This is a genomic window from Pseudomonas sp. GM48 (assembly GCF_000282335.1).
Classification (GTDB): domain Bacteria; phylum Pseudomonadota; class Gammaproteobacteria; order Pseudomonadales; family Pseudomonadaceae; genus Aquipseudomonas.
Genome location: NZ_AKJM01000187.1, coordinates 30,356 through 52,899, shown reverse-complemented (window position 1 = coordinate 52,899; position 22,544 = coordinate 30,356). Strand labels below are relative to the sequence as shown.

Sequence of the window (22,544 nt, the reverse complement as noted above, 5' to 3'; positions counted from 1 at the left end):
GGTTCACCGCCTCGCCCGAAGCCGTGTCCGTCAGCCCGGAGGCTCCGGCCACCACGCCCAGCGCATAGCTCAGGGTGCCGGCACCATCGGCGCCAAACGCTGAGTTGAAATTGGCGGCGAAACTCTGGGTCGCGTTGGTCGCCAGCACCGTCTCGTCCACGGTCAGCGTTGGCTCCGTGCCGGTGGTGGTAATGCTCGGCCCGTCGTCCTTGAACACCAGGTTCTGTCCAATGTTGAGGGTCGCCTGGGCGCTGTCACCGTCCTTGTCGGTAATGGTCGCTGTCAGCGTCACCAGGTTGTCCGAGGTCAACGTCTTCGAATCATCAGGATTGGTAGCGTTGGCATGCACCACAGCCCGGAGCTGGTCGAGCGTGACGCTGCCATTGGCGGCGACGCTGACCGTGAACACCAGCAGGCTACTGAGGGCCGTACGCCCTTCGACCACGGTGCCATTGAGCGACAGGTTCACCACCTCGCCCGAGGCCGTGTCGGTCAGCCCGGAAGCCCCGGCCACCACGCCCAGCGCATAGCTCAGGGTGCCAGCCCCATCGGCGCCAAACGCCGAGTTGAAGTTGGCGGCGAAACTCTGCGTAGAATCGGTCGCCAGCACCGTCTCGTCCACTGTCAGCGTTGGCTCTGCGCCCGTGGTGGTGATGCTCGGCCCGTCGTCCTTGAACACCAGGTTCTGCCCGATGTTGAGGGTCGCCTGGGCGCTGTCGCCGTCCCTGTCGGTCTTGATCGCCGTCAGCGTCACCAGGTTGTCCGAGGTCAACGTCTTCGAATCATCAGGATTGCTGGCGTCGGCATGCACCACGGCCCGAAGCTGGTCGAGCGTGACGCTGCCATTGGCGGCGACGCTGACCGTGAACACCAGCAGGTTGCTCGTGGCCGTGCGGCCTTCGACCACGGCACCGGTGAGCGACAGGTTCACCACCTCGCCCGAGGCCGTGTCGATCAGCCCGGAAGCCCCGGCCACCACGCCCAGCGCATAGGTCAGCGTGCCGGCACCATCGGCGCCAAACGCCGAGTTGAAGTTGGCGGCGAAACTCTGGGTCGCGTTGATCGCCAGTACCGTCTCGTCCACAGTCAGCGTTGGCTCTGCGCCCGTGGTGGTGATGCTCGGTCCATCGTCGTCGAAAATGATCTTGGAACCGATTTCGGTTTTGGATACAGAGGCCTGGACCAGCGTGAAACCACCGATATCAAAATCGGCGTGCTCATTGCCCTTGGCATTGACGGCCGCCCCGTTCTCGACGAGCACGCGGTTGTGGTCCGCCGTCGTGGTGTATTCAATCTGGTAGCCGGCTTTAACGCCGATGATGGTTGCAACCCCTGCTGCAAAGCTGATGGTGATGGTGATGGCCGGATCATTCACCGAGCCGTTTGAGTTCTCGATCACCTGCCCGATACTGTTGAAGACGCGAACATTGGTGATGGCCACCGACGCATCATTCGCATACCCATTGATGAAATTCGTGCCAGGCTCAGCAGCGGTGCTGAATGCGCTGACTCTTACCACAGCACTCTTGCCGCTTTGCAACTGCACGACATCGAAACTGGCCGATTTCGCATTGAACACGCCGGTAAAGTCGACGTTGGATTCAACATCGGCTTCGTTCTGATCCAGGTTGGGAATGGTCACATTCTGCCTGGCACCCGTAACGAACGAAAAGCGGATGCCCTCTTGCTCCACAATCATCTGATTGTTGGTGCCGAAGGTGGTCGGTCCCCCCGCCTGGCTGGTATTGATCGTGTCGCCAGTCGTTATATTGGCGCCGCTTGACTGGTCAGCGGGGTCCTTGCCGGTGGCGATAATGGTGGGATCCGTGATCCGCAACACGCCGCCGTCGTTGACAACAGTCGGGTTCGCCTTCGTGAACATCAGGAAGAGGTTCTGACCGGAGGGCGCATTGGCCAGACTGAATTCCATGTCCTGACTGGCTCCGATGAAAACCTTATTCAGCAGATTGAGCGAATCATCGGCGTTCGTCATATCGGGATGTTTGAGCGGTTGGTACTCCACGGTCCAGATCTTGCCGCCCGTGACTGGCGATCCGGTTTCTTCTATATAGGCTGCGAACACGATCGCGCCGCTTGAGCCGCCGGCTCGGCCCAGAACGATGTTGTTGTTCGTATCCGTATAGAGAAGGATGCTGGTGCCATCGAGGGTAAACAGCCCGCTGTCCACGCCATTGAGCGGTACGCCTGTGCTGCCGACGAAGCTGACATCGGTAATGCTCGCTCCGGCGTCAGCGGTGATGGTGAACGCATTGCTGCCCGTGTTGCCCACGGCACCGGTATAGCCGCTCAAGGCCGCACCCGTTGCGGTGCCTGCCCCAAGTCCGGTCAAACGGTTAGCGAAGGTCGTGGGCAGGGAAGCCACCAGAATGTCGTTGTCGTCCGCGTCTCCCACAGGGCCTGGAGTGGCAGTGCCGTTCTGCAGCCCGGCCGTTTCGTCCAGCGTAACGTCCTCGCCGGTCGCCACGACGCCCAAAACGCTGTCCGTAAACGACATTGTCGCCACGGCGTCGTCAGCGGTGCCGACCACACCATCGGCGCCCGCAGAGGCCGCGGTGAGCAGAAACGTTGCGCCTGCCGAGTCATCGGGATTCACGTACCACGAGGTCGTGACGCTGCCGTTGACCTGGCCATCGAGATCGCCGGCGCCGCCGTCGGTCACGGACCAGGGCTCGTGACCCGCGCCAGTGTTGGTATCGAGCACATCGTCGGACGTACCCCACACACCATCCGCGCCGGCACCGATGGCGTGGTCCACTTCGAGCGTGACTGTGCTGCCGGCAGCGAAACCGCTGGCTGTAATGATGGCAGTGCTGCCCGGTGCGTAGTCTTTAAGGTTGGTGGTGACGGTCGGAATGTAGGTAAAAGTCCAGTCGTGGCTGACGGGTGAAGGATGGTCACCAGCGTTACTGGTCAGGTCATTCGTTGGCGATGAAGTCTTCTTGCGCATAGTCATGACTTTCTCCTGGGCGGGGTCCAGTCATCGGAGGTCGACCTTGGACCATTTTCTGTTCTCTATAGGTCACAACTATGAACAAGCACCGCAGGCTGCACATCGACCGATACTCCCAGGCGGGATGGGAGATTCAGACTACTTGGGAGAGGAGAGGGGAAGTCGCGAAGGTAGAGCTGATGGATTTGATAAATCTCAGGTACCTGAATGTGTCGAACTTTATCTACAAGTGGTGAAAATGAAGGGTTGAAACAGGTATAAGGCGGGGGAGCTGCAAAATATGGTGTCCCAGGGCAGGTTCGAACTGCCAACCTTCCCCTTAGGAGGGGGATGCTCTATCCAATTGAGCTACTGAGACACATGTTGACCACGACGAAACGCGGTGCGATGGACGGCGTGCATGTTAACGGTCGGGCTAGCTTTTGTCATGTCGTCCGTAGGGCTTTTTAAGTGTAGGCAGACGCCTCTGCCGGGCGCGGATTTGTTTACCGTGCAAATTGCATCAGCGCAAAAAGCCATCATTGCAAAATGCAATGATCGGCGTTTCGCAAAAATATTCTAATTCGTTGTTTTTAATGAATTTAATTGCCGATAGACTCTGGCACGCGTGCTGCTTCAGCTGTTCTCACAGAACAACGGAGGCCCGCCTCATGATCAGCGCCCTTTTACTCTCGAATGCAATCGCCCTGACGGTTTTGCCGGGTTTTCATTTTACCCCCGAGAGCGGTGCAGCGCAGGTTGCCCAGCGAATGCCACATTACCTTCAACTGCAGAAAGCCCCGCAGTTGGCAGTGAAGAGCGATCAGCACGGCTTTGCCAGCCAGGAAAATATTCTGGTGCCGGCTCCGTCTGCCGAACGTTTGGTATTTTGAATGACCCTCACCAGGAGCACAGCATGTCCAGATCAGCCGCGAGTTTTTTCGTCCTCGCCTTGTTGAGCGGCATATTTCATCTGTCATTGACCCAGGACATGGTCGTCACCCTCCCTCTGATCGCCTGCGGTGTATTCAGCGCTCTTTTCGTACTTGCCCTGATTGCCGGACGCAAGATCAAGTTTGATCCGGTCCTGCGCTAATCCGGGTATGGCAGATCCGGCACAGGGGCCTGCCATCCATCCTGAATTCCCCCCCGCCATAAGACTCCCCCTAGTAAATCGGCCATTTGCCACTATTCTGTAAAGGCAAGGAACAGAGATCGAGTCCTGTTTTTCCTGGCTGTCAGATACCTTTCATCGGGTGGAGAAGGCGCTAAACGATACGGCGCGGTCGAACTTTTCAAACCAATATGCATTTCTGATAATTGGTGCTGGCAGAAAGCCTTTATACAGTTCAATATTTGTCACAGAATTGACGCCAAGGATCTGGCTGATTTGGGGCATGATGCGCGCCTCTATCAATTCAGGTTGAACATTTGGTCAGAGCGCTTGTCCTACCAGACATCCTGCGGCCAATCCCGAAAACCGCTCCCCTGAACTAACCGGTTAAATATATGCGCCCATTGAAACAGGCAATTTATTCCAGCCGTACGGCTGACAAGTTCGTCGTACGTCTGCCAGACGGAATGCGTGAACGCATTGCCGAGGTGGCTCGCAATCATCATCGCAGCATGAACTCCGAAATCATTGCGCGCCTCGAGCAGAGTCTTATTCAGGAAGGCGCACTGGGAGAAGAGTTGAGCATGCGCCTGGACAGCCCGGAGTTGTCCTTGCACGAACGGGAGTTGCTGCAGCGCTTCCGGCAACTCTCCCACCGGCAGCAGAACGCCCTGGTTTCGCTGATCGCCCATGACGCTGAAATGGCCTCCGACGCGTCCTGATTCAGCCAGAAAGTTCAAGCCAGCCTGATCGCTGGCTTTTTTTTCGCCTGAAATCCGGGCACAAAAAAACCCGCCAGATCGCGGGTTTTAGTGAAAGGGACTTTATAGCAGGAAGATGGTTGCCAACCCCAGGAAGATGAAAAAGCCGCCACTGTCGGTCATGGCGGTAATCATCACACTGGCACCCATCGCAGGATCGCGCCCCATCTTCGCCAGCGTCATCGGAATCAAAACCCCCATCAACGCCGCCAGCAACAGGTTGAGCGTCATCGCGGCGGTCATCACCACACCGAGAGACCAGCTGCCGTACAGCAAGTAGGCGACCACCCCGATCACCCCACCCCATATCACGCCGTTGATCAACGCTACTGCCAACTCTTTGCGCATCAGGCGCGAGGTATTGCCGGTGCTCACCTGGTCCAATGCCATGGCCCGGACAATCATGGTGATGGTCTGGTTGCCCGAGTTACCACCGATCCCCGCCACGATCGGCATCAAGGCCGCAAGCGCCACGAGCTTCTCGATCGAGCCTTCAAACAAACCGATTACCCGAGAAGCCACGAACGCGGTGATCAGGTTGATCGCCAGCCAGGCCCAGCGGTTACGCAGGGATTTCCAGACCGACGCAAAAATGTCTTCTTCTTCACGCAGACCCGCCATGTTGAGAACTTCGCTTTCGCTCTCTTCACGGATCAGGTCGACCATTTCATCGATGGTCAGACGGCCGATCAGCTTGTTGTTCTTGTCGACCACGGGCGCGGAGATCAAGTCGTAACGCTCGAACGCCTGGGCAGCATCGTAAGCATCTTCGTCCGGGTGGAAACTCACCGGATCGCTGGCCATCACCTCGGAAACCTGTTTGTCCGGATCGTTGACCAGCAAACGCTTGATCGGCAACACGCCCTTGAGGACGCCGTCGTAATCGACCACGAACAGCTTGTCGGTGTGACCCGGCAACTCCTTGAGACGACGCAGGTAGCGCAGGACCACTTCAAGGCTGACATCCTCGCGGATAGTCACCATCTCGAAGTCCATCAACGCACCGACCTGCTCCTCGTCATAGGACAGGGCCGAACGCACGCGTTCGCGTTGTTGCTGGTCGAGGGTCTCCATGAGCTCATGGACGACGTCTCGCGGCAGCTCGGAGGCCAGGTCAGCGAGTTCGTCGGCATCCATGTCCTTGGCCGCCGCCAGGAGCTCGTGATCGTCCATGTCGGCGATCAGCGATTCACGAACCGAATCGGATACTTCGAGAAGGATGTCGCCGTCGCGATCGGCCTTGACCAGTTGCCAGAGCGTCAGACGATCGTCCAGCGGCAAGGCTTCAAGAATGTAGGCGACGTCGGCGGAGTGCAGGTCATCGAGCTTGCGTTGCAACTCGACGAGGTTCTGCCGGTGAACCAGGTTCTCGACCCGGTCATGATGCGGGCCTTCCTGGCGGTGAGTCAGGTCTTCTACAACTCGCTGGCGCTGCAGCAATTCAACCACCTGAGCCAGGCGATCCTGCAAGCTTTCCTGCGTTTTCTTTACTTCAACTTCGGACATAGGCGAACTCCACTCCCAGCAGCGGGGCACGCCGGAAGGATCAATCAGTCAATTCATGATTGGTAAAACGGGGTACTGAGTAACTACTGGGTAAGTCCATGGAGATATTCCACAAGCCCCGGCGGGGCTGACGGGCGCAATGATACACCGCCTGACGGTTTTAAACGTTAAAAAATCTTGGCTGAAACAAGCGCTTGCACAACAAACTTGAGCATCGTCCTGATCCATGAAAATGCGACGACGCATTCTGAAAAGAAAACACACACCCTTCGAAAATTGTAGCCGCTACCCTTGAAAAGGAACGTCATGGAGGACGCCCGATGCCATCGATTGCACAATTCCTTTTACTGCTCACCCTGCTCAGCCCCCTGCCCCTGGCACTTGCCACCACCGTTCACCGCTGCGAGGCGGCCAATGGGCGCATTACCTTCACGACGCTGAGCTGTGCCGCAGGAGAAAGCGCTTCACTTCAGGATGTCCGCACCTTTACACCTGGCAGCACGATAGCGCTCATGCCGGAAGCCGAACCCCGTGAAACGTCAGGTATGATAATCAAAAGGAGAGAGCCGACCGTGGTCGGCCAGACGCAGGACAAATGTGGAAACCTGATCAGTGCCAGGGAGCGCCGGGACGCGATCATCAATCAGCGAGTGATAGCCGGCATGAGCCAACAAGACGTCGAGAGCGCCCTCGGCAAGCCAGACAAGATCAGTATTCGCAATTCGACGACAAGCTACCGTTACGACACCCAGCGAGGTCGCAGCGCACAGGTGGAGTTCGATGAGAAGGGATGCACGAAAGGAAAAGCCAAATCCCGGACGGCAAAAAGCCCGCATTAAATGCGGGCTTTCTGTTGTATGGTGCACTCGACAGGATTCGAACCTGTGACCGCTCGGTTCGTAGCCGAGTACTCTATCCAGCTGAGCTACGAGTGCAATTTGTGTTTTTAGACCAGATCACAACTGGTTGGAGCCAAGTTACTTACATTGCTATAAATAACTCTTAAATGGTGCACTCGACAGGATTCGAACCTGTGACCGCTCGGTTCGTAGCCGAGTACTCTATCCAGCTGAGCTACGAGTGCATTTGTTGCCGCGCATTATAGGCCGTCTAATCTCTATGTCAAACACTTTTTCTAGTAATTTCAACAACTTACCGAAAAAGCCAGATTACAACGTACTACGCAAATAATGGCGGAGAACGGGGGATTCGAACCCCCGACACCCTTTTGAGGTGTACTCCCTTAGCAGGGGAGCGCCTTCGGCCACTCGGCCAGCTCTCCGCAACACGGGGCGTATATTAACCAGCTTCTTCCCCGTTTGCAAACATAAAAAACGATAAAAATTAATGGCTTGGTTCTTCGTCCTTCTCTTTCTTGATACGCAGGTAAATTTCCTCCCGGTGAACGGCCACCTCCTTGGGAGCATTAACACCGATGCGCACTTGATTTCCTTTGACGCCGAGCACGGTCACGGTGATTTCGCCATCACCGATAATCAGGCTTTCTGCGCACCGACGAGTCAGAATCAGCATACCTTTCTCCTCACGCATTTCATTTCAGGGACAACAGTCTGCAAAAAAAAGGCACTCGACCCACAACCGGAGCGGTCGCAGCCCTACATGCCTGAGTATTGACTAGCGCGAGCAAAAGAACAGTCTCGGGAGCCCTGCCATTCAAAAAAACAAAAGGCGCGGTCAGACCGCGCCTTTTGGCAAACGCATCACTCGCCCTGGGAGGCCGGCGCGTCCAGTTCGAAAGCCGTGTGCAGAGCGCGCACAGCCAGTTCCAGGTACTTCTCTTCGATCACTACGGAGACTTTGATTTCCGAGGTCGAGATCATCTGGATGTTGATGCTTTCCTTGGCCAGGGATTCGAACATGCGGCTGGCCACGCCTGCGTGAGAACGCATGCCAACGCCGACGATCGACACCTTGGCAATCTTGGTGTCGCCAACGACTTCACGGGCACCCAGTTCGCCAGCGGTTTTTTCCAGCACGGTTTGCGCCGCCTGGTAGTCATTGCGGTGCACGGTGAAGGTGAAGTCGGTGGTGTTATCGTGCGCAACGTTCTGCACGATCATGTCGACTTCGATGTTCGCGGCACTGATCGGGCCGAGAATCTTGAATGCAACGCCCGGGATGTCAGGCACGCCACGGATGGTCAGCTTGGCTTCATCGCGGTTGAAAGCGATACCGGAAATGATCGGCTGTTCCATGGTTTCCTCTTCATCAATAGTAATGAGGGTGCCCGGACCCTCCTTGAAGCTGTGCAGTACGCGCAGCGGAACGTTGTACTTGCCGGCGAACTCGACCGCACGGATCTGCAATACCTTGGAACCGAGGCTGGCCATTTCCAGCATCTCTTCGAAGGTGATCTTGTCCAGGCGCTGAGCCACGGACACCACACGCGGATCGGTGGTGTAGACGCCGTCGACGTCGGTGTAGATCTGGCATTCGTCAGCCTTCAGGGCTGCCGCCAGCGCCACGCCGGTGGTGTCGGAACCGCCACGACCGAGGGTGGTGATGTTGCCGTGTTCGTCGACGCCCTGGAAACCGGCGACAACCACCACACGACCCGCCTTCAGGTCACCGCGAATCTTCTGGTCATCAATCTGCAAGATACGCGCTTTATTGTGCGCACTATCCGTGAGAATTCGCACCTGGTTGCCGGTGTACGATACCGCCGGCACGCCGCGCTTGATCAGCGCCATGGCCAACAGGGCAATCGTCACCTGCTCACCGGTGGAGACGATCACGTCCAGCTCACGCGGAACCGGTTGGCCGTCGCCACTGATTTGCTTGGCCAGATCGATCAGACGGTTGGTTTCGCCGCTCATTGCAGACAGCACAACCACCAGGTCATCGCCGGCATCGCGGAATTTCTTAACCTTGTCGGCGACCTGCTCGATTCTCTCGACAGTGCCGACCGAGGTGCCTCCAAATTTCTGTACGATCAAAGCCATTTCAAAGCCGCCTCTGCCCATGAAGGGCGCCCAAATAATCACTCAAACAGCGTTGCGGCCCACCACTAGACTGCGGGCCGCGAGCACTGCCTTATAGACCCTGCTCTACAAACGGAACGGTCAGGGCCAATGCTGCGTCCAGTGCGCCAGCGTCGGTACCGCCGCCTTGCGCCATGTCTGGACGACCACCGCCCTTCCCGCCCACTGCCGCAGCGGCTTGCTTCATCAAATCACCGGCTTTGAGTTGGCCAGTCAGGTCTTTGGTTACGCCTGCAACCAGAACGACCTTTTCCTCATGGACACTGCCGAGCAGGATCACTGCGCGGCCGAGTTTGTTTTTCAGTTGATCGACCAGCGCCAGCAGCGCCTTGCCATCCTGACCGTCCAGACGCACGGCCAGCACTTTCACGTCCTTGACGTCCAGCGCCTGGGCCGACAGATCGTCGCCCGCGGCACTGGCAGCCTTGGCTTGCAACTGCTCGAGTTGCTTCTCCAGCAGACGATTGCGCTCCAGCACAGCCGACAGCTTGTCGATCAGGTTGTCGCGGCTGCCCTTGACCAGGTTCGCCGCTTCCTTGAGTTGTTCTTCCGCCGCGTTCAAGTAGGCCAGTGCCGCAGCACCGGTAACGGCTTCAATACGACGCACACCCGATGCCACACCGCCTTCGCTGATGATTTTCAGCAGGCCGATGTCGCCGGTACGGTTGGCGTGGATACCGCCGCACAGCTCGACCGAGAAGTCACCCATGCTCAGTACGCGCACGCTGTCGCCGTACTTCTCGCCGAACAGCGCCATGGCGCCTTTTTGCTTGGCGGTTTCGATATCGGTTTCTTCGGTTTCAACCTCGGAATTCTTGCGAATCTCGGCGTTGACGATGTCTTCCAGCGCCTTCAACTGCTCAGGCTTGATGGCTTCGAAGTGGCTGAAGTCGAAGCGCAAGCGCTGACTGTCGACCAGCGAGCCTTTCTGCTGAACGTGATCGCCCAGCACCTGACGCAATGCGGCGTGCAGCAAGTGAGTCGCCGAGTGGTTCAGCGAAGTCGCGTGACGCACTTCGGCATCGACATGAGTCTCCACCGGAGTACCTACGATCAGGCTGCCCGAATCCAGCACACCGTGGTGCAGAAACGCACCACCGGTCTTGGTGGTGTCGCGCACGTCGAAACGCGCAGCGCCAGCCTGGAGGAAGCCGCAATCACCAATCTGGCCACCGGACTCCGCATAGAACGGCGTCTGATCGAGAACGATCACGCCCTCTTCGCCTTCGCTCAGTACGTCAACCGATTGCCCGTCTTTATAGATAGCAACGATTTTGGCGGAACCGCTGTGAGCGGTGTAACCGGTGAACTCGGTGGCCACATCGACCTTGACCAGGCTGTTGTAGTCCATGCCGAAGGAGCTGGCGGAACGGGCACGGACGCGCTGGGCTTCCATTTCACGTTCAAAACCTTCTTCGTCGATGGTCAGGCTGCGCTCGCGAGCGATGTCGCCGGTCAGGTCCATCGGGAAACCGTAGGTGTCGTAGAGCTTGAATACCACGTCGCCCGGTACCACGTCGCCTTTCAGTTCAGCCAGATCCTGCTCGAGGATCTTCAGGCCCTGCTCCAGGGTCTTGGCGAACTGCTCTTCTTCGGCTTTCAGTACGCGTTCGATGTGCGCCTGCTGGGATTTCAGCTCCGGGAAGGCTTCGCCCATCTCGGCAACCAGGGCCGCAACGATCTGGTAGAAGAAGCTGCCCTTGGCACCCAGTTTGTTACCGTGACGGCAGGCGCGACGGATGATCCGGCGCAGCACGTAGCCGCGGCCTTCGTTGGATGGCAGCACGCCGTCGGCGATCAGGAAACCGCAGGAGCGGATGTGGTCGGCCACCACTTTCAGCGAAGCCTGGGCGTCGTTGGTGCAACCGACAGCCTTGGCCGCTGCATTCAGCAGGCTCTGGAACAGGTCAATCTCATAGTTCGAGTGAACGTGCTGCAGCACGGCACTGATCCGCTCCAGGCCCATGCCGGTGTCCACCGACGGCGCTGGCAGTGGATGCAACACGCCATCGGCGGTGCGATTGAACTGCATGAACACGTTGTTCCAGATTTCGATGTAACGATCGCCGTCTTCTTCCGGTGAGCCCGGTGGGCCGCCCCAGATGTCGGCGCCGTGATCGTAGAAAATCTCGGTGCAAGGACCGCACGGGCCGGTATCGCCCATGGTCCAGAAGTTGTCGGAAGCGTACGGCGCGCCCTTGTTGTCGCCGATGCGTACCATGCGCTCGGCCGGAACCCCGATGTCCTTGGTCCAGATGTCGTACGCCTCGTCATCGCTGGCGTAGACGGTGACCCAGAGCTTTTCCTTCGGCAGGTTCAGCCATTTGTCGGAAGTCAGGAAGTTCCAGGCGTAGCTGATGGCATCACGCTTGAAATAATCGCCAAAGCTGAAGTTACCCAGCATTTCGAAGAAGGTGTGGTGACGAGCGGTATAACCGACGTTTTCCAGGTCGTTGTGCTTGCCGCCGGCGCGCACGCATTTCTGGCTGCTGACCGCGCGGGTGTACGCGCGCTTTTCCTGGCCCAGGAAGCAGTCCTTGAACTGGTTCATCCCCGCGTTAGTGAACAGCAGGGTTGGGTCGTTGCCCGGAATCAAAGAGCTGGAGGCTACACGGGTGTGGCCTTGCTCTTCGAAGAAGCGAAGGAAGGCTTCACGGATTTCTGCGCTTTTCATTAGGTTCTTCCACGGAGGCTGCGGCCAAAGGCCTGTTCGAAACGTCAACAGACGAAGCGACGGCAAAGGGCCGCATTATATCGGCCCTGCGCGCGGGGTACAGCGTGTTTATACGATAGAAACAGTCAATTGAAGCGCTAACGCTATCACTTGCGCGAAAAGTCGACGAATGTCGCGACGACTTGCTCGATTTGCGCACGGTTGATGTCCATGTGCGTGACCATGCGCAGACGAGCGGCGGCACTGAGCTTGATCCCGCGTTCAGCGGCAAACGCCTTGATCGCCTCCGCCTTGTCGCCCATCTGTACGTAAACCATGTTGGTTTGTACCGGCTCCACATCGAAGCCCGCGGCACGCAAGCCTTCGGCCAGCGATTGCGCATTGGCATGGTCATCGGCCAGGCGCTGAACGTTGTGATCCAGCGCGTACAGGCCTGCCGCCGCCAGAATCCCGGCCTGACGCATGCCGCCACCGACCATCTTGCGCAGGCGCCGCGCCTTGCCGATCAACGCCACCGAGCCGCACAGTACCGAACCCACCGGAGCGCCCAGCCCTTTTGACAGGCACACCGAGACGGAATCGAAATACTGGGTAATTTCCCGGGCATCGACACCCAGTTTCACTGCCGCGTTGTACAGGCGTGCGCCGTCCAGGTGCAGTTGCAAGCCATGTTCGCGAGTAAAACTACGCGCCCGTGCCAGGTATTCCAGCGGCAGGACTTTGCCTTGCATGGTGTTTTCCAGCGCCAGCAAACGGGTGCGGGCAAAGTGGAAGTCATCCGGTTTGATCGCAGCAGCGACCTGCGCCAGGTCCAGCGAACCATCGGCCTGTACTTCCAGCGGCTGCGGCTGGATCGAACCGAGCACCGCTGCGCCGCCACCTTCATATTTATAGGTATGGGCCTGCTGGCCAACAATGTACTCGTCACCGCGTTCGCAGTGGGCCATCAAACCCAGCAGGTTACTCATGGTGCCCGTCGGCACGAACAGCACCGCGGCAAAACCCAGGCGCCTGGCCAGTTCGGCCTCCAGGTGATTGACCGTCGGGTCTTCGCCATACACGTCGTCACCGGTGACGGCCTTGGCCATCGCGTCGAGCATGCCGGCGGAAGGTTGGGTGACAGTGTCGCTACGAAGATCGATAACGCTCATGAATCTGGCCTCGGTAAGCAGGGGAATTCCCTTTCAGGAAAGAATTACTGCGGGCATGGCGACGATTAATCAACCCTTGAATGAGTAAAAGACGAATTGCGCCTATGTGGGAGCGGGCTTGCTCGCGAAGGCGGACTGACAGTCAACATTTGCGTTGGATATTAAACCGTCTTCGCGAGCAAGCCCGCTCCCACAGGTTCCACACCTTGACTGACCGGTATTGGCAATGCGCATACCGCAAATATGTGATAAAAACGCTGCGCCGCCAAACATTCCGGCGGCAAAAACGTTCTCAGGGCGGGGTGCAACTCCCCACCGGCGGTAATTGCGCGCAATGCGCATAGCCCGCGAGCGCTTGGTGACAGCACGGCTTCGGCAGTGCCTGACAGCAAGGTCAGCAGACCCGGTGTGATCCCGGGGCCGACGGTCATAGTCCGGATGAAGAGAGAACGGGATTGACGGCGCCTAGCTCTATACCAAAGCGCCGTCCGTAGGCACTCGTGCCTGCGTACCCTCAAATCCCCTTCGATTCATAACGCCCTGTTTTTCACACAAACAGGAGTCAGAACATGCAACCCACCGCAATCGACAGCAAAAGCAAAAACCATCACGGCGAGCGCGTTGCGTTCATCCAGGCCTGCTGGCATAAGGAAATCGTCGATCAGAGCCGTAAAGGTTTCCTCGCCGAAATGATTGCCCAGGGTTATCAGGAATCCGACATCGACTTCTTCGAAGTCGGCGGCGCCTTTGAAATGCCCCTGCACGCCAAGTTGCTGGCCAAGTCCGGTCGTTATGCCGGCATCGTCGCGGCAGCCCTGGTGGTGGACGGCGGGATCTACCGTCACGAGTTCGTCGCCCAGTCAGTGGTCAGCGGCCTGATGCAGGTTCAACTGGAAACCGAAGTGCCGGTGTTCTCGGTGTCCCTGACCCCGCACCACTTCCATGCCGGCGAAGAGCACCAGAAGTTCTTCTTCGAGCACTTCGTGCATAAAGGTCAGGAAGCGGCGAAAACGTGTGCGGATACGCTGCACAAGGTGCGTGCGCTGCGTCGCAGCGAGCCGCGTGCCGTAGCGGTCTAAAGGCTAAGTGAGGTCTATGGCCTCACCCAAAACCAAATGTGGGAGCGGGCTTGCTCGCGAAAGCGGTGTAACAGTCACATCGAAGCTGGATGTGCCACCGTCTTCGCGAGCAAGCCCGCTCCCACATTGGTTCTACGCTGATTTCAGGCCAGGTTTTCGTCGGTGGTCGGCACGACCAGGATGCCGGCACGCAAACCATTCTTCACCTTGGGGTTCGGGAAGATGATCCGGGCGCCCTCTTCTTCAATGATCCAGCGGGTGTTGGCGATGTCTTCCGCCAGCAGGTAACCCACTTCCAGCTCCGAAAAGTTCTCGATGTCCGCCGGCAGGTTCAGGCGGAAGCTGTCGCTGTGCTTGATGATTTCCCGCGCCACGCTGTATAGCTGCAAACCGTCCAGTGCTTCTCCGGTCATTTCCGGTTCGGTGCCTTCGATGATCTGCTTGAGGCTCCTCTCCAGCAACGAGACGTTGACCCCGGCGTTCTGCCCGAACGGCCGTGCCTTGCCAAGCTCCAGGGTGAAGGCCTCGGCACCGAGCTTGTCGTAGGTGTAGGCGCTGAACACGATGGACGGCTTGTTCTGCAGCAGCACCGCTTCCATGCCGGCAGCACGCAAGCGAGCCAGTTCCAGGCGTGAATGCTGGCGATCTTCCTTCCACGGGTACAAGGCGAATTGCTCGATTTTCGAGCCACGAATTGCCGTGTGCAGGTCGTAATGCAGGCGCTGACGGTCCGGCAGGCTGAAGAAACTCGCAGCCAGACGCTCCAGTTCGCAGGCGCGCAAGGCTTCGGAGCCGCTGCTTTGTTCATGACGGCCATTGAACAGCCGATTGACGTCCTGCTCGATAAAACGCTCGCCTTTGCGAATCGCTTCAGGATTGCCGAACAGGAACAGAATTCGTGCACGCGGCTTCAGGTCGCCGCGGGCAATGTCGTGCAACAGGCGATCGAGCAACTCGATCGGCGCTGTTTCGTTGCCGTGGATCCCCGCCGACAGCAGCAGGTCCAGGCCAATGTCACGCGCTTCAGGTGGCCGGACTTCCAGCGCACCTTCGCTCAACCAGCGCATGCGCACGCCTTCGACAGTCAGTTGAGTCTTCTCCGCCGGTTCGCGGCCGGCGAGGGTCAGTTCAAGCAGTTTGCCGAGGGCGAGCATAGAGCGGTTTCCTTAGTGGTCGTGGTTGCAATCCGGGCCGTGAACGTGTTCCTCATCGTCGGTGAGGTCAGCCGGTTCCATCTCCAGTTGCAGACTTACCAGATTAGTCGCCAATGGGCGCAACAGCAGGTTGGCGTATTCAGCATCGCCCTCTTCGACGTCCACGCCGATCAGCAACTGGCCGCGGCCATCCTGCTGGATCCACAGCTCTTTACCTTGCCACATGACCGCGACGCGGGTGCAGGACGTTTCCAGTTGCGTGCCGTCGGTGTCTTCAAGGATCAGCTGCAGGGTATCGCTCATATCTTTACGCTCTCGTTGGAGATGAAGCAGCGCGCTGCCGTATCGGGCGGCGCGCCGTCGATCAATTGATCTGGAATGGATAAACCGCGCCCAGTTTAAGGATTTGCGTCAGTTCATCCAGTGCCGTCCGGCACTCAAGCAGCAATTGCGGGTCCGCCAGATCGTTTTCGGTCATGCGGTCGCGGTAGTGCTTCTCGACCCATTCGGTCAGAGTGCCGTACAACGGTGCCGTCATGATAACCCCTGGGTTGACGGCCGCCAGTTCGGTTTCGTTGAGTGCGACGCGCAACCGCAGGCAAGCCGGGCCACCGCCGTTCTGCATGCTCTGCTTGAGATCGAAGACTTTCACTTCGCGGATCAGGCCGCCAGAGCTGGTCAACCCTTGCAGGTACTGCCAGACACGCTCGTTGCCACGGCATTCTTCCGGCACGATCAATAGCATGGAGCCGTCAGGACGCGACAGCAGTTGGCTATTGAACAGGTAGGAACGAACCGCATCGTCCACGCTTACTGCGGAACGCGGTACACAGATCGACTGAAATTTCCCACCGACTTTGGCGAGCTTGCTTTGCAGCTCAGCCAGCATCTGTTCGGTCTCGAGGAATGCGTCCTCGTGATAGAACAGCACTTCGCCGTTGCCGACCGCGATCACGTCATTGTGGAACACGCCCTGATCGATCACCGACGGGTTCTGCTGGGCATAGACCACACCGTCATCGCTCAAACCGTGCAAGCGGGCCACGGCCTGGGATGCTTCGAGGGTCTGGCGCGCCGGGTACTTCTGCGGTGCCGGGTAGCGGGTGTCGAATGCGCTGCGACCGAAGACGAAGAACTCGACGCCGGCTCCGCCGTACTCGCGGCAGAAACGCGTGTGGTTGGCTGCCCCTTCGTCACCGAACTGCGCCACGGCCGGCAAGGCGGCATGGTGGGCGAAGTGCTTCTTATCAGCGAACATTGCCCCCAGCACGCGGCTGGTGGTCGGGTGTTCGATGCTACGGTGATATTTGCAGTTGAGGTTGGCGGCGGTGAAATGCACGCGACCGTCAGCGGTGTCGGCGCTCGGGCTGACCGTGGCGGCGTTGGCCACCCACATGCTCGACGCCGAGCAACTGGCCACCAGCAGCGGCATCGCCTCTTTGGCCGCACGCTCGATCACCTGCGCATCGGTGCCACCAAAGCCCAGGCGACGCAGTGCAGCCACATCCGGGCGCTCTTGCGGTGCCAGTACGCCTTGCTGGAAACCCATTTCCATCAGCGCTTTCATCTTCGCCAGGCCTTGCAGCGCCGCTTCCTTCGGGTTGGAAGACTGCTGGCTGTTGCTCTGGGACGCGACGTTGCCGTAGGACAGGCCGCCGTAGTTATGGGTCGGCCCCACTAGACCGTCAAAATTGACTTCATAGGATTTCATCAGCGAGGCTCCACGAGAATCTGTTGTTATAGGCATCAATAAAAATGACTGGAATGCAATCTATGTAGCAGCTGCCGCAGGCTGCGTTCGGCTGCGCAGCAGTCGCGATTGCGGTATCCATGATTCTGATCCGCAAACACGGTGTACCGATTTACGACTGCTTCGCAGCCGAACGCAGCCTTCGGCAGCTGCTACACAAGCCTTACGAAAGCTTCACGCCCGGGGTCAGGGCCGTCGGCAGAGAAAGGCTCGGCGTTTCCAGCGAGGCCACCGGGTACGCGCAGTAATCTGCCGCGTAGTAGGCACTGGCGCGATGGTTGCCCGAGGCGCCGACGCCGCCGAATGGCGCGCTGCTTGCCGCCCCCGTCAGTTGCTTGTTCCAGTTGACGATACCGGCGCGGCTTTCCAGCCAGAATTGCTGGTAACGCGCTTCGGAGTCCGACAGCAGACCGGCGGCCAATCCGTAGGCGGTGTCGTTGGCTTCAGCGATCGCCGCCTCAAAATCAGCGTAGCGGATCACTTGCAGCAACGGGCCGAACAGCTCTTCGTCAGGACGATCGGCGACGGCGCTGACGTCCAGGATGCCCGGGGTCAGCAAGGCCGACCGGGCCTGAGGCTGAGTCATTTCCAGCAGCGCCACGGCGCCATTGGCCAGCAGATGTTCCTGCGCATCCATCAACGCTTTTGCCGCGCCAAGGGAAACCACCGAGCCCATGAACGGCGCCGGTTGCTGATCGAAAGCACCGACTTCGATGGTCGCGCTGACCGCCACCAGGCGCGCCAGCAACGTGTCGCCCCAGGCACCTTGCGGCACCAGCAAGCGGCGGGCACAGGTGCAACGCTGGCCGGCAGAGATGAAGGCCGACTGAATGATGGTGTACACCGCGGCATCGAGGTCGGCGACCTGATCGACCACCAGTGGGTTGTTACCGCCCATTTCCAGCGCCAGGATCTTGTCCGGACGACCGGCGAATTGCTGGTGCAGGTGATTACCGGTACGGCTGGAACCGGTGAAGAACAGACCGTCGATACCCGGGTTCGCCGCCAGGGCGATACCGGTTTCGCGAGCGCCTTGCAGCAGGTTCAACACGCCAGCCGGCAGACCGGCTTCAATCCAGCACTTGACCGTCAGTTCGGCCACTTTCGGCGTCAGCTCGCTTGGTTTGAACAGCACGCTGTTACCGGCCAGCAGTGCCGGCACGATGTGGCCGTTGGGCAAGTGACCCGGGAAGTTGTAAGGACCGAACACTGCCACCACACCGTGGGGTTTGTGCCGCAGTACAGCGGTGGCGTCGCCCAGCGGGCCGCTCTTCTCGCCGGTACGTTCGCGGTAGCTCTGCACCGAGATGGCGATCTTGTTGACCATGCTGGTGACTTCGGTCGCCGCTTCCCACAAGGGTTTGCCGGTTTCTTCGCCGATGGTGCGAGCCAGTTCGTCCGCATGGTTTTTCAGCGCGACAGCAAAGGCTTCCAGCACCGAGATACGCTCTTCCAGGGTACGCCGCGCCCAGCCCGGGAACGCCTGACGCGCCGCCTGCACAGCCGATTCGACCTGAGCGGCGGTGGCACCGGCGCCGGACCACAGCACCTGCTGGGTCACCGGGTTCAGCGACTCGAAGGCTTCGCCCCCACCTGCCAGCCATTCACCTGCGATGTAAAGCGACTTCATTATTTCGACTCCCGAGCTGCGGACAACGCCACGGCGCGCACTTGATCGCCTGCGTTGAGTTGAAGACGTTTGGCGGTCTGCGGATCGACCACCAGGGTGCCGGCGGCCAGACGTGCCGGCGCAGCAGTGATGCGGCAGTCTTCGCGCTTGCGGTTATGAATGATGAACGGCGTGGCGTCGTCACCCGGTGTACCGACGGCCAGCACCAGGGCCTGGCTGTCGCGCACTGCGCGGATCTTGCCGGTTTCGCATTCGATGGCAGGACCTGCGTCGAAAATGTCGACGTAGCCCTGGTAGCTGAAACCTTCGCTCTTGAGCATGGCCAGCGCCGGCTCGGTATCCGGGTGAACCTGACCGATCACGTTGCGCGCATCCGGCGACAGGAAGCAGGTGTACAGCGGGAATTTCGGCATCAGTTCGGCGATGAACGCCTTGTTGCCCACGCCAGTCAGGTAATCGGCCTGGCTGAATTCCATCTTGAAGAAGTGTCGCCCCAGGCTTTCCCAGAACGGCGAACGTCCGGCTTCGTCGGAAACACCGCGCATTTCGGCAATGATCTTGTTGCCGAACAGTTGCGGGAATTCGGCGATGAACAGCATCCGCGCCTTGGACAGCATGCGACCGTTAAGGCCGCTGCGGTAATCGGCGTGCAGGAACAGCGAGCACAGCTCCGAGTTACCGGTCAGGTCGTTGGCCAGGAACAGCGTCGGGATTTCACGATAGATGTTCAGCTCTTGGGAAGCGCTGACCGTCAGACCGACCCGGAAGTTGTACCAGGGCTCACGCAGGCCGACGGCGCCGGCAATGGCGGAAATACCCACCACACGAGCGTTGTCGTCTTCGAGCACGAACAGGTAGTCCGCGTCGCCCCGCCCGGCTTCGCCGCGAAAGGTCTTCTCGGCCCAGCCGACCCGATGGGCCAGACGTTCTTCGTTGGCCGGCAAGGTGGTCAGGCCGGTGCCGGTGCTGCGGGCCAGGTCGATCAGAGCGGGTAAATCGCTGCTGCGTACGGGACGAACGATCATGCTATCTCCTCAAACGGGCCGCTAGCGCCACCCGTGAAACTCGCTGCTTTCTAAGCATTCTTTAAAGCAGGTGTTAAACCGCCACCAGGCGCACGCTGGCACCTTCACCGACGCCCAGGGCTTCGGCCGCTTCCAGATCCAGGGTCACCGGTTTGCCCGGTGCGTAGTCAAGCTCGAGCATGACCGCGCGGTAGTCCTGCAACTGGGCATTGGCGACCAGGTACTGGCGACCGACACCTTTGACCGGCTCACCGATCTTCACCGGCACCACACGGCTCTGGGCGATCGAACGGATCCCCGAGACACGGGCATGCAACGTCGGGCCACCGTCGAAGATGTCGATGTAGTGATCGGTCTCGAAGCCTTCACGCATCAGGATGTCGAAAGTGATCTGCGCCCGCGGGTGCACCTGGCCCATCGCTTCTTGCGCGGAGTCCGGCAGCAGGGGCACGTAGATCGGGTAATGCGGCATCAGTTCGGCGAGGAACGTACGGCTTTTCAGTCCGCACAGACGCTCGGCTTCGGCGTAGTTGAGATCGAAGAAATTGCGACCGATGGCATCCCAGAATGGCGAGTCGCCGTTTTCATCGCTGTAACCGACGATCTCGGTCACCACGGAATCGGCAAAACGCTCCGGATGGCTGGCCACGAACAGCAAACGACCACGGGAATTGAGTTCGGCCCAAGGCGAACCCACCAGCTCGCGCTGCACGTAGAAGCTGGTCAGCAAGCTGTTGCCGGTCAGGTCGTGGCACTGGGAGAGCACGTGGATCTTGTTGTGAATCTTCAGCTCGCGGGAGGCGTGCACGAACGTTTCGTTGCGGAAGCTGTAGAACGGCTCGGAATAACCGGCCGATGCCACGATTGCCGAGCAACCGACCAGCTTGCCGGTGGCAGAGTCTTCGAGGACGAAGAAATAGCTTTCCTCACCGTTGAAACTCACTTCGGCGGCGAACGAAGCTTCGCTTGCCGCGATCTTGTCGCTCAGGCGTTCAACGTCATCCGGCAAGGAAGTGACACCAATCGGACTGTCCGCAGCCAGACGCTGTACCTCGCCCAGATCAGCCATTTGCGCGGGGCGCATCACCAGCATGGTGTCACTCCTTAATCTCAGAACTTACAGAAGAAAAATCCCGGGCCTACACAGAGATCAGTGTGGGAGCGGGCTTGCTCGCGAAAGCGGTGGGTCAGACAGTAAAAATGTTGACTGATACACCGCTTTCGCGAGCAAGCCCGCTCCCACATTTGATCGTGCCCGGCATCAAAATTGGGTTCGACGCCTGAAAGGTCAGGCGTCGAAGGGTCTATCAGGCTTGCGTCAGTTTTGCTGCGGCACGTTCGAAGCGGTCCAGACCGGCATCGATATCGGCGTCTTCCACCACCAGGCTTGGGGCGAAACGCACCACGTCCGGGCCGGCTTGCAGCACCATCAGGCCTTCTTTTTCAGCGGCGTTGAAGATGTCCTTGGCCTTGCCTTTCCAGGCATCGCTCAACACGCAACCAATCAACAGGCCCATGCCACGGACCTTGGTGAACAGGCCGTATTTTTCGCCGATCTGCTCAAGGCGCGCCTTGAACTTGTCGTGCTTGGCCTTGACGCCGGCCAGCACTTCAGGGGTGTTGATCACGTCGATCACGGCTTCCGCGACAGCGCACGCCAGCGGGTTGCCGCCGTAGGTGGTGCCGTGGGTGCCGACGACCAGGTGCTTGGCCAGGTCTTCGGTGGTCAGCATGGCTGCGATCGGGAAACCGCCGCCCAGGCTCTTGGCGCTGGTCAGGATGTCCGGAATCACACCGTAATGCTGGTAGGCGAACAGATGGCCAGTACGGCCCATACCGGTTTGCACTTCGTCGAAGATCAGCAGCGCGTTGTGCGCGGTGCACAGTTCGCGGGCACCTTGCAGGTATTCGAGTTCGGCGGGGATGACACCGCTTTCGCCCTGGATCGGCTCCAGCACCACAGCGCAAGTCTTGTCGGAAATGGCGGCTTTCAGCGCGGCCAGATCGTTGTACGGCACGTGAGTGATGCCGGTGATTTTCGGACCGAAGCCATCGGAGTACTTCGACTGGCCACCAACGTTCACGGTGAACAGGGTACGGCCGTGGAAGCTGTTGAGCGCGGCGATGATTTCGTACTTCTCGCTGCCGAAACGGTCGAAGCCGACGCGACGGGCCAGCTTGAAAGCGGCCTCGTTGGCTTCGGCGCCGGAGTTGCAGAAGAAGGCGCGGTCGGCAAAGGTGGCATCGACCAACTTATGCGCCAGGCGCAGGGCCGGCTCATTGGTGAACACGTTGGACACGTGCCACAGCTTGTTCGCCTGCTCGGTCAAGGCACTGACCAGCGCCGGATGCGCGTGGCCCAATACGTTAACGGCAATCCCGCCAGCGAAGTCGATCAGCTCGCGACCGGACTGGTCCCAGACGCGGGAACCGGCGCCACGCACAGGAATGAATGCGGCAGGCGCATAGTTGGGAACCATTACCTGATCGAAATCGGCGCGTTGTACCGCAGCGTGCTCAACGGACATCGGAGTCTCCTGAAGAGAAAACACTCGCCTGAAACTGGCGAGCTTGGTGAGGATTGTAAGGACAGTTTTCAGCCCGGCCTTGCCGCCAAGCGACAACTTCTTATAGCGCAAACCCCGGATTTTCCCGGGTTTACGGCAATGCGACATATAGGGTCGCAAAGGCGCAGTTTAACTGGCGGGCGGCATTTGCGGCAGCTAGTTCAAGCCGGACGGAACGTGG

General features: G+C 59.2%; 19 protein-coding genes, 4 tRNA genes and 1 riboswitch. Of the genes, 5 read left to right on the top strand and 18 right to left on the bottom strand.

Annotation, left to right across the window (positions count from 1 at the left end; genetic code table 11):
* Window positions 1–2,974 (bottom strand): DUF5801 repeats-in-toxin domain-containing protein (locus PMI28_RS00660; protein WP_007992798.1); only part of this gene is annotated, 2,974 nt, incomplete at its 3' end.
* A 278-nt stretch (window positions 2,975–3,252) separates the two neighbouring features.
* Window positions 3,253–3,329: transfer RNA gene (locus PMI28_RS00665), tRNA-Arg, on the bottom strand.
* A gap of 292 nt (window positions 3,330–3,621) precedes the next feature.
* Here PMI28_RS00665 and PMI28_RS00670 point away from each other — a divergent pair.
* Window positions 3,622–3,843, top strand: coding sequence for a hypothetical protein (locus PMI28_RS00670; protein WP_007992796.1), 222 nt, complete (start codon window positions 3,622–3,624; stop codon window positions 3,841–3,843).
* Between the two features lie 23 nt (window positions 3,844–3,866).
* Window positions 3,867–4,046, top strand: coding sequence for a PA3371 family protein (locus PMI28_RS00675; protein WP_007992795.1), 180 nt, complete (start codon window positions 3,867–3,869; stop codon window positions 4,044–4,046).
* A 153-nt stretch (window positions 4,047–4,199) separates the two neighbouring features.
* Here PMI28_RS00675 and PMI28_RS30850 read toward each other — a convergent pair whose 3' ends face one another.
* Window positions 4,200–4,349: a hypothetical protein gene (locus PMI28_RS30850; RefSeq protein ID WP_007992794.1), complete on the bottom strand. Its 150-nt coding sequence runs from the start codon at window positions 4,347–4,349 to the stop codon at window positions 4,200–4,202.
* Window positions 4,350–4,459: 110 nt separating this feature from the next.
* On the opposite strand from PMI28_RS30850, the gene PMI28_RS00680 reads away from it, so the two are divergent.
* The gene (locus PMI28_RS00680) at window positions 4,460–4,786 is read left to right on the top strand and encodes an Arc family DNA-binding protein (RefSeq protein ID WP_007992792.1); all 327 of its coding nucleotides are present in this window, start codon (window positions 4,460–4,462) and stop codon (window positions 4,784–4,786) included.
* A 102-nt stretch (window positions 4,787–4,888) separates the two neighbouring features.
* On the opposite strand, the gene mgtE is transcribed toward PMI28_RS00680, so the two are convergent.
* Window positions 4,889–6,331, bottom strand: coding sequence for a magnesium transporter (gene mgtE, locus PMI28_RS00685; protein WP_007992790.1), 1,443 nt, complete (start codon window positions 6,329–6,331; stop codon window positions 4,889–4,891).
* A 320-nt stretch (window positions 6,332–6,651) separates the two neighbouring features.
* Between mgtE and PMI28_RS00690 the strand changes: the two genes are divergently transcribed.
* The gene (locus PMI28_RS00690; protein WP_007992787.1) at window positions 6,652–7,170 is read left to right on the top strand and encodes a hypothetical protein; all 519 of its coding nucleotides are present in this window, start codon (window positions 6,652–6,654) and stop codon (window positions 7,168–7,170) included.
* A gap of 19 nt (window positions 7,171–7,189) precedes the next feature.
* Here the strand turns inward: PMI28_RS00690 and PMI28_RS00695 are convergent.
* The 7 genes from PMI28_RS00695 to ltaE all read right to left on the bottom strand — a co-directional run bounded on the left by PMI28_RS00695 (window position 7,190) and on the right by ltaE (window position 13,158).
* Window positions 7,190–7,266: transfer RNA gene (locus PMI28_RS00695), tRNA-Arg, on the bottom strand.
* A gap of 72 nt (window positions 7,267–7,338) precedes the next feature.
* Window positions 7,339–7,415 (bottom strand) — tRNA-Arg (locus PMI28_RS00700).
* A 107-nt stretch (window positions 7,416–7,522) separates the two neighbouring features.
* Window positions 7,523–7,613: transfer RNA gene (locus PMI28_RS00705), tRNA-Ser, on the bottom strand.
* Between the two features lie 62 nt (window positions 7,614–7,675).
* Window positions 7,676–7,864, bottom strand: coding sequence for a carbon storage regulator CsrA (gene csrA, locus PMI28_RS00710; protein WP_002554426.1), 189 nt, complete (start codon window positions 7,862–7,864; stop codon window positions 7,676–7,678).
* A gap of 188 nt (window positions 7,865–8,052) precedes the next feature.
* Entirely contained in the window at window positions 8,053–9,294 is a 1,242-nt protein-coding gene (locus tag PMI28_RS00715; RefSeq protein ID WP_007992785.1) for an aspartate kinase, read from the bottom strand.
* Window positions 9,295–9,385: 91 nt separating this feature from the next.
* Entirely contained in the window at window positions 9,386–12,007 is a 2,622-nt protein-coding gene (gene alaS, locus PMI28_RS00720; protein WP_007992783.1) for an alanine--tRNA ligase, read from the bottom strand.
* Between the two features lie 146 nt (window positions 12,008–12,153).
* The gene (gene ltaE / locus PMI28_RS00725; RefSeq protein WP_007992782.1) at window positions 12,154–13,158 is read right to left on the bottom strand and encodes a low-specificity L-threonine aldolase; all 1,005 of its coding nucleotides are present in this window, start codon (window positions 13,156–13,158) and stop codon (window positions 12,154–12,156) included.
* 284 nt (window positions 13,159–13,442) lie between these two features.
* Window positions 13,443–13,613: riboswitch (FMN riboswitch) on the top strand.
* Between the two features lie 114 nt (window positions 13,614–13,727).
* Here ltaE and PMI28_RS00730 point away from each other — a divergent pair.
* Entirely contained in the window at window positions 13,728–14,237 is a 510-nt protein-coding gene (locus PMI28_RS00730) for a 6,7-dimethyl-8-ribityllumazine synthase (protein WP_007992781.1), read from the top strand.
* Between the two features lie 143 nt (window positions 14,238–14,380).
* On the opposite strand, the gene astE is transcribed toward PMI28_RS00730, so the two are convergent.
* The 7 genes from astE to PMI28_RS00765 form a co-directional block, all read right to left on the bottom strand.
* Entirely contained in the window at window positions 14,381–15,391 is a 1,011-nt protein-coding gene (gene astE / locus PMI28_RS00735) for a succinylglutamate desuccinylase (protein WP_007992780.1), read from the bottom strand.
* A 12-nt stretch (window positions 15,392–15,403) separates the two neighbouring features.
* Window positions 15,404–15,694, bottom strand: coding sequence for a hypothetical protein (locus PMI28_RS00740; protein ID WP_007992779.1), 291 nt, complete (start codon window positions 15,692–15,694; stop codon window positions 15,404–15,406).
* A gap of 61 nt (window positions 15,695–15,755) precedes the next feature.
* Window positions 15,756–17,102, bottom strand: a complete 1,347-nt coding sequence (gene astB / locus PMI28_RS00745; RefSeq protein WP_007992778.1) for an N-succinylarginine dihydrolase — start codon at window positions 17,100–17,102, stop codon at window positions 15,756–15,758.
* Window positions 17,103–17,304: 202 nt separating this feature from the next.
* Entirely contained in the window at window positions 17,305–18,774 is a 1,470-nt protein-coding gene (gene astD / locus PMI28_RS00750) for a succinylglutamate-semialdehyde dehydrogenase (RefSeq protein WP_177318994.1), read from the bottom strand.
* A complete protein-coding gene (gene astA / locus PMI28_RS00755) occupies window positions 18,771–19,796 on the bottom strand; it encodes an arginine N-succinyltransferase (RefSeq protein ID WP_007992775.1) in 1,026 nt (341 codons plus the stop codon). Before astA ends, astD begins: the two co-directional genes overlap by 4 nt.
* A gap of 73 nt (window positions 19,797–19,869) precedes the next feature.
* Entirely contained in the window at window positions 19,870–20,889 is a 1,020-nt protein-coding gene (aruF, locus tag PMI28_RS00760; RefSeq protein ID WP_007992774.1) for an arginine/ornithine succinyltransferase subunit alpha, read from the bottom strand.
* A gap of 214 nt (window positions 20,890–21,103) precedes the next feature.
* Window positions 21,104–22,324 carry an aspartate aminotransferase family protein gene (locus tag PMI28_RS00765; protein WP_007992772.1) on the bottom strand — a complete coding sequence of 407 codons (1,221 nt, stop codon included), beginning with the start codon at window positions 22,322–22,324 and terminating at the stop codon, window positions 21,104–21,106.
* Window positions 22,325–22,544: the final 220 nt, after the last annotated feature.

Bases quoted from the DNA above. Each gene is read 5' to 3' on its own strand.
- astB (WP_007992778.1), bottom strand. From the start codon at position 17,102: ATGAAATCCTATGAAGTCAATTTTGACGGTCTAGTGGGGCCGACCCAT.
- ltaE (WP_007992782.1), bottom strand. From the start codon at position 13,158: ATGAGCGTTATCGATCTTCGTAGCGACACTGTCACCCAACCTTCCGCC.
- PMI28_RS00730 (WP_007992781.1), top strand. From the start codon at position 13,728: ATGCAACCCACCGCAATCGACAGCAAAAGCAAAAACCATCACGGCGAG.
- PMI28_RS00675 (WP_007992795.1), top strand. From the start codon at position 3,867: ATGTCCAGATCAGCCGCGAGTTTTTTCGTCCTCGCCTTGTTGAGCGGC.
- PMI28_RS00715 (WP_007992785.1), bottom strand. From the start codon at position 9,294: ATGGCTTTGATCGTACAGAAATTTGGAGGCACCTCGGTCGGCACTGTC.
- PMI28_RS00740 (WP_007992779.1), bottom strand. From the start codon at position 15,694: ATGAGCGATACCCTGCAGCTGATCCTTGAAGACACCGACGGCACGCAA.
- aruF (WP_007992774.1), bottom strand. From the start codon at position 20,889: ATGCTGGTGATGCGCCCCGCGCAAATGGCTGATCTGGGCGAGGTACAG.
- PMI28_RS00680 (WP_007992792.1), top strand. From the start codon at position 4,460: ATGCGCCCATTGAAACAGGCAATTTATTCCAGCCGTACGGCTGACAAG.
- PMI28_RS30850 (WP_007992794.1), bottom strand. From the start codon at position 4,349: ATGCCCCAAATCAGCCAGATCCTTGGCGTCAATTCTGTGACAAATATT.
- alaS (WP_007992783.1), bottom strand. From the start codon at position 12,007: ATGAAAAGCGCAGAAATCCGTGAAGCCTTCCTTCGCTTCTTCGAAGAG.
- csrA (WP_002554426.1), bottom strand. From the start codon at position 7,864: ATGCTGATTCTGACTCGTCGGTGCGCAGAAAGCCTGATTATCGGTGAT.
- mgtE (WP_007992790.1), bottom strand. From the start codon at position 6,331: ATGTCCGAAGTTGAAGTAAAGAAAACGCAGGAAAGCTTGCAGGATCGC.
- PMI28_RS00670 (WP_007992796.1), top strand. From the start codon at position 3,622: ATGATCAGCGCCCTTTTACTCTCGAATGCAATCGCCCTGACGGTTTTG.
- astA (WP_007992775.1), bottom strand. From the start codon at position 19,796: ATGATCGTTCGTCCCGTACGCAGCAGCGATTTACCCGCTCTGATCGAC.
- PMI28_RS00690 (WP_007992787.1), top strand. From the start codon at position 6,652: ATGCCATCGATTGCACAATTCCTTTTACTGCTCACCCTGCTCAGCCCC.
- PMI28_RS00765 (WP_007992772.1), bottom strand. From the start codon at position 22,324: ATGTCCGTTGAGCACGCTGCGGTACAACGCGCCGATTTCGATCAGGTA.
- astE (WP_007992780.1), bottom strand. From the start codon at position 15,391: ATGCTCGCCCTCGGCAAACTGCTTGAACTGACCCTCGCCGGCCGCGAA.